This window comes from Corynebacterium rouxii (assembly GCF_902702935.1).
In the GTDB taxonomy this organism is placed as follows: domain Bacteria; phylum Actinomycetota; class Actinomycetes; order Mycobacteriales; family Mycobacteriaceae; genus Corynebacterium; species Corynebacterium rouxii.
This window is the reverse complement of sequence record NZ_LR738855.1, coordinates 742,418-754,845: the sequence shown is the minus strand read 5'-3', so window position 1 is coordinate 754,845 and position 12,428 is coordinate 742,418. Positions and strand designations below refer to the sequence as shown.

Sequence of the window (12,428 nt, the reverse complement as noted above, 5' to 3'; positions counted from 1 at the left end):
GTGGGATTTTTATCGGGGGCTAGTGATCCACTGGAGCTTCAACGCCTACTCCGGTAAGCGAACGGACTTCCATTTCTGCTTGTAGATGATCGAGGTTATCTGGACGACCAAGGTACGTGCCCACAATTCCGGCAATGAAGGCCAGCGGAATGGATACCAAGCCAGGGCTCGACAGTGGGAACCATGCGAAGTCTGCACCCGAAATCATCGACGTTTCCGAGCCGGACACTGCAGGCGAGAAGATGATGAGCACCAGTGCGGAGATCAAACCGGTGTAGATGGAGGCCACAGCACCTGTGGTGTTGAAGCGCTTCCAGTACAGCGAATACAAGATAGTCGGCAAGTTAGCAGAGGCGGCGATTGCGAAGGCAAGCGAGACGAGGAAGGCCACGTTTTGTTCCATTGCGAGGATTCCCAAAATGATGGCTGCTACACCAATGGCTATCACAGTGATACGAGAGACACGAACCTGCTCTTCTTCGGTGGATTTACCATCGCGAAGCACTGCATCATAAAGATCATGTGCAATGGATGCGGAGGCGGTAATGGCAAGACCTGCTACCACGGCGAGCACCGTAGCAAACGCCACTGCGGAAATTAGTGCCATAAAGACGGGACCTGCGAGTTCAAGTGCCAGCAACGGTGCTGCAGCATTAGCAGTTCCAGGAGCCTTCATAATGCGATCTGGGCCGACAAGAGCTGCTGCGCCGAAGCCCAAAACGAGGGTCATCAGGTAGAAGGAGCCGATCAAGATGATGGCCCAAACCACCGAGCGGCGAGCCTCTTTAGCTGTAGGAACGGTGTAGAAGCGCATGAGCACGTGCGGCAAACCGGCAGTACCGAGAACCAGTGCAATACCGAGCGAAATGAAATCGAGTTTCGAGGTTTCCGACTTGCCGTACTTTAGCCCTGGCTCCAAAATCTGAGAGGCCTCATAGCCCTTCTTTGCCAGGTAGTCCGACTGGGAGTGCGTGTTCACGGCAGCGTCGAAAAGCTGACTGAAACCACCTTTGACTGCGAAGAACACGAGGATCGTCATAATGGTCACACCACCAACGAGAAGCACGGCCTTGATCATCTGCACATACGTTGTGCCCTTCATGCCACCGATGAGCACATAGACGATCATGATGACGCCCACAACAGCAACAACGATTGCTTGAGCCGTGTGATCGTGGAGATCAAGCAGCACCGATACCAGCGAACCCGCACCAGCCATCTGAGCGATGAGGTAGAACAAGGACACAAACAGAGTGCCAAACGCTGCTGCCACACGAACTGGCTTCTGCTTCAAGCGGAAAGACAAAACATCCGCCATGGTAAACCGCCCCACGTTACGCAGCGGTTCTGCCACCAGCAGCAAGGCCACGAGCCATGCTACGAAGAATCCGATGGAGTACAAGAAGCCGTCATAGCCGCTGAGAGCAATAGCGCCAACAATACCCAAAAATGATGCTGCGGAAAGGTAGTCACCCGCGATAGCAAGGCCATTTTGTTTTCCGGAGAAGGATCCGCCGCCGGTATAGAAATCCGATGCTTCCTTGGTGGATTTTCCAGCGCGAAGTACCACAGCCATCGTGATCACGATAAAGGCAATGAACACAATAATGTTCAGTACTGGGTTGCCAGCAGCAGAGCCTGGAGCATCAGCTGCGAGAGTATAAATATTCATTGCTTATCCTTCCATGGACTCGCGGATCGCCGCTGCACGTGGCTCGATGTTTTTGTTGGCAAATTTGATGTAGACCCACGTGATAATGAATGTGGTGACAAACTGGGCGACTCCGAGGATTACTCCCAAATTCACGGAGCCCACCACCGCTTTACCCATGAGGTCAGGTGCATAGGTGGCAGTGACCACGAAGGCCAAGTACCACACGAAAAACGCAATGCTCATGGGGAACGTGAAGGATCGGTAGGTGCGTTTGAGATCAACAAACTGTGGGCTTGCCTGCATGGCGCGGAATTCCTCACTGGAGGGTTCCCGCCGCCGCATGGGGGTTACTGGGGCATTCATGATTGTTAATGCTCCTTTTGCTGTCTAGTTGTTCGGGGAATTGTCACGAGGTGATTCAAAGTTGTAGAACGGCACCCATACTTCCATGTGTGCTGTGCCACAAATCTTTAACAGTGAAAATTACCCAAGTCACAAAAATTCCGATAGTGAAGAACGCTCTTTTTCTCTTTTTACAACCATTCACTTACCCCCAAATTGCCGTTGAGCTAGCATAATACGCATACACCTATCACCCCCAACGCCCCCATCGAGCACTTTTGCAAAGTTTGTTAATACGATCTACACAATAAAAAATGACCCCATTGCAAGGAGCACCCTTACAAAGAGGCCATCACTTTCCTAGCCGAATCAGCGCCCAGTAAATACCGGATCTCGCTTTTGTTTTCGAGCCAACTGCCCTTCACGGGCATCCCCACTCGCCCAGCATTGCTCAAACAAATCACGCGCCTCACCACGAAGCTCATAATCAGAATCAGCACTATTCAGCGCGGCTTTAAGCTGACGTAACGCCAACGGTGCCATTCCAGCAATACGATGCGCATAGGCAATCGCAGCATCGGAATCAGCGATCTCCAGCGCAAAACCAGCTGCTACTGCCTGCGGTGCCGATAGCGTTGCACCTCCCAAGAAAATTGATCGCGCCCAACCGCCGCCCAACAAACACTGAGCTCTGTTAATAGTCCATCCGTCGAGTGCGAACCCCAGCGATGCCGCCGGCACCTTAAACCATGCAGCATGATGAACCAAACGCAGATCACAGCTCAACGCGAGTTGCATACCAGCTCCTACGACTGGTCCTTGAATATCAGCGATGACTGGCACTCCACAGGACACGACCGATTCCAACATGCTTGTAAGAGAGTCATGGAAATCCGACTGCGTTACCTCAGCTACACCATCACATTGAGCGGTACTGCCCAAATCTGCTCCGGCACAAAAGGTCGTTCCGACAGAACGGATAAGCACGGCACGGATAGCTGCAGTGCCCCGCGCCTGCTCATCTGCGTTATTAAGAGCAGCTGTAATGTCATCGCACATCCGTGCAGAAAGCGCGTTGCGAGCCTCGTGCCTATTCACGGTGACACACATCAAGGGGCCGTCGATACGCACCTCCACCTGCGCCACTACTCCACCTCGCCTGGGAAGTTGTGCGGATCAACAAACAGCCGACCACCTTGCTCGTCGAGCAACGTAATGCTGTTCATGTCTTCTGCGTTGAGCTCAAAATTGAAAATATCGAGGTTCTCGCGCTGCCGCTGAGGATTCGCCGACTTAGGCACCACAGAGCAACCCAACTGATGAATCCACCGCAATGCCACCTGCGCCGGCGTCTTCTCATAACGCTGCGCGATGGACGCGATGGCCTCCGCGTTCAGCGAATCACCCCGCCCCAACGGCGACCATGCTTCCGTAACCACTTCCAGCTCACGGTCCACGGTGCGCTGTTCAGCTTGAGAAAAACCAGGATGCAATTCCACCTGATTCAGCACAGGCGCAATACCAGTTTCCGCGACGATCTCGCGCAGAACTTCAGGATAGAAATTAGCTACCGCAACCGACTGCAGCTGCCCCAGCCCTTGAATCTTCGCCAATGCTGCAAATGACTCAACATAAAGGCCCTTTTGCGGCCATGGCCAGTGCACCATGCAGCAATCGATGTAATCCAGACCGAGTCGCTGGAGGGATTCTTGGAAGGAGCGTTGCGTGAGCTGATCTCCGTGCATGTCGTTCCAGACCTTGGTGGTGATAAAAAGCTCTTCACGAGTCACATCACCTGCAGCGATCGCGTCGGCCACCGCACGGCCTACCTCCTCTTCGTTCTTATACAACGATGCGGTATCGATGTGACGGTAACCCACTTCAATGGCACTACGCACAGCCTCATAAGCCTCGTTATCGTGCAGCTTGTAAGTGCCAAAACCAATGGCGGGCATTTCCGTGCCATCGTTGAGAGTGATGGTAGGAATAACGTTCTCGTGTTGTTTCATGATCACCATTCAACACCGAAAATCCACCCTATGCACCCCCTATTGGCAATTTTTTTACACAGTTTCTGCACTAACCACCCGCGTTCTTTATAGGGTGGTGCCATGACCCGAACGACCGCACACGAGCTCATAGCCCAGGTTCTCGACGCTAATTCCTTTAGTAGTTGGGATACTCCACCGGTCTATGGGGACATCTCAGAAAGTTACCAACAATCCCTCGCCAAAGCCCGCGAAAAATCAGGGGTTGACGAGTCCGTTATCACAGGTGAAGGCACTATTTTCGGCCATCGCGTTGCTGTGGTCCTCAGCGAATTCAACTTCCTCGGAGGCTCCATTGGCGCGGCAACCGCCCGCCGTATTATCGCGGCAATCCATAAGGCAACCGAGCAACGTCTTCCGCTGCTTATTTCGCCATCTTCTGGCGGCACACGCATGCAGGAAGGCACCCCCGCTTTTGCTCTGATGGTGTCCATCACCACCGCCGTGTACCGACACAAAGACGCACACCTGCCCTACCTGGTGTATCTTCGCAATCCCACAACTGGTGGGGTTATGGCCTCGTGGGGATCCGCAGGTCACTTCACATTCGCTGAACCCGATGCACTATTGGGATTTTTGGGTCCGCGTGTCGTTGAGCTCACCACTGGTCGCCCGCTTACCCAAGGTGTGCAGTCGGGTGAAAATCTGGCCGAAAAAGGAGTGATCGACGGCGTTATTTCCCCACGAGAACTACGCTCGTCGTTAAAAAAGATTGTCGAGGTCATTCTCAGCCCCGATGATGTTACCGCCACGCGTCACGACGCCCCCTGCCGCGTCGATTCCGATAGTCACAGCGTATGGGACTCGATTGAGACTACGCGGCATATTGATCGACCCGGCGCGCGCAGCATCATGCATGCCATCGGTCGCGATAATTATGTCCAGCTTTTTGGCAGTGGCGACGGCCGCCGCTCCCCTGCTGTTATCGTGGCCGTAGCTCGATTGGCTGGGCGCAGTGTAGTGATCATTGCTCAGGATCGCCATGCCCAGCCGCCTCACGCTAAGACCGAACTTGGCACCGAGGCACTGCGCTGTGCAAGGCGTGGTATCCAATTAGCGCACGAGTTGCAGCTTCCGTTGATCTCTATCATCGATACCCCCGGTGCAGAGCTTAGTGATTATGCAGAAGAGCACGGTCTGGCAGGGTCGATTGCGCGCACTCTCGGTGAGCTTGTGTCTGTTGATGTTCCTACGCTGTCCTTGATCTTGGGACAAGGTTGTGGCGGTGGCGCTTTAGCGATGCTTCCTACCGATAAGGTGCTCGCCACCTCACATGCTTGGCTCAGTCCACTGCCACCTGAAGGCGCTTCTGCAATCATTTACCGCGACACTTCCCATGCAGCACAAATGATGGAAGAACAGCAGGTATCGGCGGTAACGCTCAAAGAGGTAGGCATTATCGACGCCATTATCGACGAACCTGTCGCTGCGCATCAGTATCCCGATGCCTTCGCGGCTTTTGTTCTTGACAAGATCACTGCAGCTCTCTCCGAACTGGATAGCTCACCCGCTGTGGGCCGCGAGGCCCGTTTACAGCGTTATGAAGCGCTCGCTCACACATTGATCTAACGGTGTGTGAGGATACTGTGATGCAATAACGCCCGTAGATGGTAATACACCTACGGGCGTTATTTTTGTTCTTACTGTTGAACGTGATTAGCCGACGTTGAGCAGATCAATCACGAACACGAGGGTGCGACCGGACAGTGGGTGTCCGCCACCTGCTGGGCCGTAAGCAGCCTCTGGTGGGATGGTCAGCTGGCGACGTCCGCCGACCTTCATGCCTGGGATACCTTCTTGCCAGCCAGCGATGAGGCCAGACAATGGGAACTCGATGCTTTGGCCGCGGTCCCAAGAAGAATCAAACTCTTGGCCGTTTTCAAAGTCGACGCCAACATAGTGGACCTCAACGAGGCCGCCAGGCTGTGCTTCTGCGCCGTCGCCCTCAATGAGGTCGACGATGACGATGTCTTCTGGGGCTGGTCCTTCGGGAACCTGGATCTGGGGCTTTTCCATGGCTCTCTAACTCCTTGGATCGATGTACAAATTGCTCGGAATATTAACGTATGAACTCGGCTGCGGATCGTCGCCGAGGAGGTATATCAACACAACGAAAACCGAGCGTGTGGGTAACAGTGTACTGAAATTCCACTCGCTCGGCCGAAATTAGCAGGTCATCAGCTTAGCGCTGCTCGCGTGGAGTGACCTTTCGCAAGGTTTCGCCGGTGTAAATCTGACGTGGGCGGTTGATCTTGGTGGTGGTTGCCAACTGCTCGCGGTACTGAGCAATCCAGCCTGGCAGACGACCAATGGCAAAGAGCACGGTGAAGAAGTCCGTTGGGAATCCCATAGCGCGGTAAATCAAACCGGTGTAGAAGTCGACATTCGGGTACAGCTTGCGCGATACGAAGTAGTCGTCGTTCAATGCGATCTCTTCGAGATTCATGGCGAGATCGAGAAGCTCATCGCCACCGAGGTGTTCGAGGATTTCGTGTGCGGTTTCCTTCACGATGGCAGCGCGTGGGTCGTAGTTCTTGTACACGCGGTGACCGAAGCCCATCAGGCGAACGCCCTTTTCCTTGTTCTTCACGCGGTTCATGAAGTCGGTAGCGTCGCCGCCGTTGGCCTTGATCTCTTCGAGCATTTCCAAGACAGCCTGGTTTGCGCCACCGTGTAGAGGACCTGAAAGGGCGTTGATACCACCAGCAACAGCAACGAACATGTTGGCCTGTGCGGAACCGATCATGCGCACAGTAGAGGTGGAGCAGTTCTGCTCGTGATCTGCGTGCAGGATGAGTAGCTTATCCAGCGCCTTTGCCACTACTGGGTCCACCTCGTATGGCTCGGTTGGGTAACCAAACATCATGCGGAGGAAGTTCTCGCGAGCGTTCAAGGAGTTGTCTGGGTACATGTAAGGAGCACCCTTGGAAGCGCGGTAAGCGTAAGCTGCAAGCATTGGCACCTTGGCTAGCAGGCGAACGGTGGCCTTATCCAGCTGCTCCTCATCGAGTGGGTTGAGCTGATCCTGGTAGTAGGTGGACAAGATGTTCACGGAGGAAGCCAACACGGACATTGGGTGTGCGTCACGTGGGAAGATGTTGAACTGGCTCTTAAAATCCTCGTCCAGCAGGGTGTGGTGGCGGATTTCGTTGTTGAACTTATGAAGCTCATCAACGGTTGGCAGGTGGCCCTTAATTAGCAGGTAGGAAACTTCGTTGAAGGTTGCGTTTTCCGCCAAGTCCGCGATGTCGTAGCCACGGTGACGCAGGATGCCATTGTCGCCATCGATGTAAGTGATCTTAGATTCCGTGGAACCGGTGCTCACATAACCAGGGTCGAAAGTGACCATGCCAGTTTGGGACAGTAATTTATCCAGCACAACACCATCGTTACCCTCGGTTGCATGGATGATATCCATCTCATACTCGCCACCAGGGTAGTGAAGAACCGCCTTTTCCTTGTTTTCAGTAGCCACAAGCATCCCTTTCGATTTGTTTTTCCGTGCACTTTTGCACCGTTGCGTGAAAAGTGCACTGTTGAGATCCAAGACTGCAGTGTTATCCGCATTTCGCCCTAGGTTAGCCAGCTACCGCCGAACAGTCACCTAAAACTACAGACCATAACACCCCCGTAAAGGGGAGCTACCCCTACCACGTCTCCACAGAGGTTGTTCGCGGATACGCTCAAGGTAATAGCCATCTTGAAATCTAATGACACTTTTTAATTTTGGCCCCTCACCTTGCCGGTCACCCATGAGGGTAAGGGTGTGCTCACCATTCATACACCTTTATTCGCCGTTACGAAACTAGAAAGTTAACGCTTCCGCCAAAATTTGGGCGTGAATGCATGGAACATAACACAGTGTAACAAAATCTGTGGCACACATAACATTAGTTTGAAAACGAACATAAAATCAGCATTGCTACCTGTAAAAATGCGGCAACACTACCCATGCAACATTGCATAGAATCCCCCCATTTTTGCAACAAAATTGCCTATTTCTACCGTTCGGCAGGTGATGTCATGGCAGAAGCTTCCAACTATGCAAGCATTCGGTACTATTCCACCTCAAGGGTGGCGCTGCCACCTCACTGATGCGGACAAATCTTTTGCAACCCTTCCCTTTTGTGCGTTGTCCTACAACGAGAAAGCGTGACCCATGAGCGAGTACCCTACTCTTCCCAGTACCCTGATTCCCGCCGATCCGCGCTTCGGATGCGGCCCTTCTAAAGTGCGCCCAGCACAACTCAATGCGATTGTTAATGCTGGCGCCGACGTTATTGGCACGTCTCATCGTCAGCCAGCTGTGAAGAACATTGTTGGAAGTATTCGAGAGGGCCTTTCCTCCCTCTTTTCACTACCAGATGGCTATGAGATCGTACTTTCTTTGGGCGGCGCTACCGCCTTCTGGGATGCAGCAACCTTCGGTTTAATTGAGAAGAAGTCCGGACATCTCACTTTTGGCGAGTTCTCCGGCAAGTTTGCAAAGGCATCTGCGCAGGCACCGTGGTTGGACGAGCCTACGATTATTTCCGCCGAGCCAGGCGATGCACCAACCCCTGTGGCTATGGAGGGCTGCGACGTTATCGCTTGGGCACACAACGAGACGTCGACAGGCGCTATGGTTCCCGTTATTCGTCCAGAAAATTCTGATGGTCAGCTCGTAGCTATCGACGCCACCTCTGGTGCCGGCGGACTGCCCGTAGATATGCACAATGCCGATGTTTATTACTTTTCTCCTCAGAAGTGCTTTGCTTCCGATGGTGGGTTGTGGCTTGCAGCGATGAGCCCTGCAGCGTTGGAGCGTATTGAGAAGATCAATGCTTCGGACCGTTTCATTCCGGCATTCCTTAACCTCCAGACTGCTGTGGACAATTCCCGTAAAAACCAGACCTACAACACCCCTGCTGTGGGCACGCTTTTGATGTTGGAAAACCAAGTGGAGTGGATGAACGCCAATGGTGGCCTTGATGCCATGGTTGAACGCACCACCGCTAATTCTTCCGCATTGTACGAATGGGCAGAAAAGCGCGCTGAAACAACTCCTTATGTAGCCGATCCTGCGAAGCGTTCTCTGGTCGTGGGCACTATTGACTTTGATGATTCCATTGATGCCGCTGCGCTAGCTAAGGTGCTGCGCGCCAACGGAATTCTCGATGTCGAGCCTTATCGCAAGCTAGGACGCAACCAGCTGCGTATCGGTATGTTCCCTGCCATCGATACTGCCGATGTGGAAACACTGACCGCCGCTATCGATTACATCCTCGACAACGGTTACGCTCAAGCATAAAAATTCAGCATTTGTTATTTCTTAAAGCTCAGAGGAAGCCACGTTTTATAAACTACTTCCTCTGAGCTTTAAGAATATTGACAAGTTTGTCATTTTGTTATGGCACGCTACCTCGTCGTACAACCCGCAACCCCTCGGGCTGCGTTACAGTAGACGATAGTGATATCTGCACCTTGCAGTACCATTTCCCCAGTCGAAGGAGTATTGATGAAGGAACTAATCCTCGTCCCCACGGAATCCTCCGCAACATCGTTAGTCTTCCACGCGGCGGACAATCCCGAGGAGCAGTTTTTTCTAGAGGTCACCGACTCGCTTCGTGCGGCGCTTCTCCACCAAGAAGACCCCGAACAGCCTGCTGAATCAGAAGAAAGCGCCGAGGATGCCACAGCACAGACTCCTCAGCATGATTCTAAAGAGCACCCCGCTGACGCGGAAGCAGAAGAATCCTCCGATTCCGAGCCTGCTGAGGAAAAGTCACCTTCGCGCCCGCGCGGATCCCTTACCACCCGAGAGCCACGCCCGAGTCGAGAGGTCGATCCTCGCCTATCTACACCATTGTCTATGCGCCCTCGCGAGATCCAAGAGCGTATTCGTTCTGGTGCCACGATTGCTGAGATCGCTGAGGAAAACGGCGTCACTGAATCCCGAATCGAACCTTACGCGCACCCCGTACTTCTAGAACGCGCCCGTATCGCAGAACTGGCCAAAAAATCTCACCCTGTGCGTAACGACGGCCCAGCGGATCTGACCCTGTGGGAAGTCTTGGCAACTGCTTTTGCTGCGCGCGGTGAAGACCTCACTCGTTCGGTTTGGGACGCTTACCGCGATCCTTCTGGGCAGTGGGTTGTCAGTGTGAAGTGGGGCCCAGAACTAGGCGAAACGGTAGCCGAATGGTCCTATCACCGGCACGGCACCAGCGCTGCTACTACTGTTGCACGCAATGCGGTTGCAGCAGACCTCATCGATCCGGAGTTCTCGCAACCAGTACGCTCATTATCTGCTGTTGCGACAGGGCGACCACACTTGGTTTCTGCAGAAAGCGAAGCAGAACAAACTCGCGACGACCTCATGGCTATCGACGACTCCGCATCTGCACCTACCGATACCCAAGAACCAACCACAGAGGTATCCGGTGATGACTTCGCACAGCACTCCCAAGATGAACACAAACAAGGTGGCAAGAGGCGTCGTAAAGCAGTGACCCCGCACTGGGAGGATGTGCTTTTGGGTGTTCGTACCAATACCAAGCGACCACGGAAGTAACTTGAGGGGACTCACGAGCCATGGAAAATGCGCCACAACATAGCGCCGTTGTCACGCTGTGGTTTGTCACCACTGCCCATCCCGAAGCGGTCATCGCCGCTTCCCCGCGTGCCGACCGTGGTTTCGGGCGCAAATTATTGGCGCAGATGAATTCCCGTTGGCCGATTACCCCCATCGGACAATTTTCACTCAACCGCTCTGCGCAAGCCTCCCCAGGCGAGTTTTATATCGCAGGTTTTCCAGGCCTTTCTGTAATTCAAACTGTTATCACCGATGCCCGCGATATTTCAGCGATTGACTCCAAACTACGAGGTGCTATCCCCGCAGCAGACGTCTACGCCTTCGCGGTCAACTCAGAATCGGGTTTGGGAGCCTTCGCTCACTGGTCTGGAGACACAGTCAAGCGTGCGTTTTCGGCGCGCCGCGAACGCGTCTACGAAGACACCGGCCTGCCCGAACCTTTTGAAAATGCTTACTGGGCCGGCGAAAAAGCCGAACAAATCGGCGGCATCGCACTACCATTCCAGCCGATCGACCTTGTCGCTGAAGCGCAACGCCATTGGCTAGGCTTTGATATCGATGCCGCCCAAGATATCAACGTGGTGGCCTATGCCATTGACGGGCGCCCCGAGCCGAAACTGGTTACCCACCCAAACAAAAAGAAATTGTCTGCCGATCGTATTGCGCACCAAGCATCTGCAAAACTGGGGCTTGGCGAATCGCGACGCGACTACGACGATTACGAAGAACACAACGATTCCACAACGGAAGTTGAGCTGGTCCGTTTCGCGGATGCTGCCGAAAATACATATCGGCGCACCCGTCGAATCTTATCGGTAGCGTCGGACGTGGCGGTGAAAAAGTACCGCGCCTTTATCCATGTGCTACGCCACACAGATAAGCCATCATCTGATTAACGTAGTGAGCGATCCCGCTCATAAAAAGCAATCGCTGCCGAGGTTGCAAGGTTGAGGGAATCAGTACCTGGTGCCATGGGAATGCGCGCGCGTTGATCCGTTGCCCGCATAGCGTGCTCGGTAAGCCCTGGCCCTTCTGCCCCGACGAGTAGTGCAACCTTGGCATATGGCGCACCGTTGGTATCAACTAAGGCGTCTGCTAGATGGTCGGCTTGCGGATTCGGAGTCAGCGATACGATATGGAATCCAGCATCGCGAAGTTCTTGCAGTTCACGCTGCCACGTTGTGGATTTTCCGCCAAAATGCGCGAATGGTGTGCGCAGGACATGCCCCATTGATACTCGAACCACACGACGATAGAGCGGATCCGCACAGCCATTGCCAAAGAGCACAGCATCGACGCCCATACCTGCGGCGTTTCTAAACATCGATCCAATGTTTTCGTGATCGCCCACGCCCTCGAGAATGACCACGGTGCGCGCGCCGTCAATAGCTTGCGCAATGCTCATTCCTGCTACTCGGTCTGCAGAGGCAAGAAGACCACGGTGCATGTCAAAGCCAGCTACTTGTGCGAGAGTTTCTCGGTCCACGGAGAACACGGGGACGCCGACAAGCCGGGCACGCAGGTGTTCATTAGCGAGGAGTTTTTCCAGTTTGTTGGGAAAACCTACAAGGCAGCGCACTGGAAAACGGGAGTCGACTAGTCGTGGGATAACCAGTGGTCCTTCAGCGATGACGAGCCCTTTGCCTCCCGGTAGATCGGGGCGATTATCCGAATGGTTAAGATCACGGAAATCATCCAATCGTGGATCAAGGGGATCGGTTAGGTGCTCAATATGGATGTCAGGGCTAATCACGGTGACTATGTTAGTGAGACTGCCCGCTAAATACACGAATCCCCCTTCCCAGTACGC

11 protein-coding genes are annotated in these 12,428 nt (G+C 53.7%); 4 read left to right on the top strand and 7 right to left on the bottom strand.

Features of this window, described 5'->3' with window-relative positions:
- Positions 1-19: 19 nt before the first annotated feature.
- From CIP100161_RS03895 to CIP100161_RS03880, 4 genes are all read right to left on the bottom strand, one after another.
- The gene (locus CIP100161_RS03895) at positions 20-1,672 is read right to left on the bottom strand and encodes a solute symporter family protein (protein WP_155872043.1); all 1,653 of its coding nucleotides are present in this window, start codon (positions 1,670-1,672) and stop codon (positions 20-22) included.
- A gap of 3 nt (positions 1,673-1,675) precedes the next feature.
- Positions 1,676-2,017 (bottom strand): DUF485 domain-containing protein, encoded by a 342-nt coding sequence (locus CIP100161_RS03890; protein ID WP_155872041.1) that lies wholly within the window; start codon positions 2,015-2,017, stop codon positions 1,676-1,678.
- A gap of 348 nt (positions 2,018-2,365) precedes the next feature.
- Positions 2,366-3,142, bottom strand: coding sequence for an enoyl-CoA hydratase (locus CIP100161_RS03885; RefSeq protein WP_155872039.1), 777 nt, complete (start codon positions 3,140-3,142; stop codon positions 2,366-2,368).
- Complete coding sequence (locus tag CIP100161_RS03880; RefSeq protein ID WP_155872037.1) at positions 3,142-4,014, bottom strand: aldo/keto reductase; 873 nt, start codon at positions 4,012-4,014, stop codon at positions 3,142-3,144. The genes CIP100161_RS03885 and CIP100161_RS03880 overlap by 1 nt, the downstream gene beginning before the upstream one ends.
- Positions 4,015-4,107: 93 nt before the next feature.
- Between CIP100161_RS03880 and CIP100161_RS03875 the strand changes: the two genes are divergently transcribed.
- Positions 4,108-5,613 (top strand): carboxyl transferase domain-containing protein, encoded by a 1,506-nt coding sequence (locus CIP100161_RS03875; protein ID WP_155872035.1) that lies wholly within the window; start codon positions 4,108-4,110, stop codon positions 5,611-5,613.
- An 87-nt stretch (positions 5,614-5,700) separates the two neighbouring features.
- Here CIP100161_RS03875 and fkpA read toward each other — a convergent pair whose 3' ends face one another.
- Together fkpA and CIP100161_RS03865 are read right to left on the bottom strand one after the other, a co-directional pair.
- The gene (gene fkpA, locus CIP100161_RS03870; RefSeq protein ID WP_003850674.1) at positions 5,701-6,060 is read right to left on the bottom strand and encodes an FKBP-type peptidyl-prolyl cis-trans isomerase FkpA; all 360 of its coding nucleotides are present in this window, start codon (positions 6,058-6,060) and stop codon (positions 5,701-5,703) included.
- A gap of 166 nt (positions 6,061-6,226) precedes the next feature.
- A complete protein-coding gene (locus CIP100161_RS03865) occupies positions 6,227-7,519 on the bottom strand; it encodes a citrate synthase (RefSeq protein ID WP_155872033.1) in 1,293 nt (430 codons plus the stop codon).
- Between the two features lie 684 nt (positions 7,520-8,203).
- Here CIP100161_RS03865 and serC point away from each other — a divergent pair.
- From serC to CIP100161_RS03850, 3 genes are all read left to right on the top strand, one after another.
- Positions 8,204-9,334 (top strand): phosphoserine transaminase, encoded by a 1,131-nt coding sequence (serC, locus tag CIP100161_RS03860; protein ID WP_155872031.1) that lies wholly within the window; start codon positions 8,204-8,206, stop codon positions 9,332-9,334.
- A gap of 207 nt (positions 9,335-9,541) precedes the next feature.
- The gene (gene sepH / locus CIP100161_RS03855) at positions 9,542-10,597 is read left to right on the top strand and encodes a septation protein SepH (RefSeq protein ID WP_155872029.1); all 1,056 of its coding nucleotides are present in this window, start codon (positions 9,542-9,544) and stop codon (positions 10,595-10,597) included.
- A 20-nt stretch (positions 10,598-10,617) separates the two neighbouring features.
- Positions 10,618-11,514, top strand: a complete 897-nt coding sequence (locus CIP100161_RS03850) for a DUF6928 family protein (RefSeq protein WP_155872027.1) — start codon at positions 10,618-10,620, stop codon at positions 11,512-11,514.
- On the opposite strand, the gene CIP100161_RS03845 is transcribed toward CIP100161_RS03850, so the two are convergent.
- Positions 11,511-12,407 (bottom strand): TrmH family RNA methyltransferase, encoded by an 897-nt coding sequence (locus CIP100161_RS03845; RefSeq protein ID WP_174775773.1) that lies wholly within the window; start codon positions 12,405-12,407, stop codon positions 11,511-11,513. The genes CIP100161_RS03850 and CIP100161_RS03845 overlap by 4 nt on opposite strands.
- Positions 12,408-12,428 lie beyond the last annotated feature (21 nt).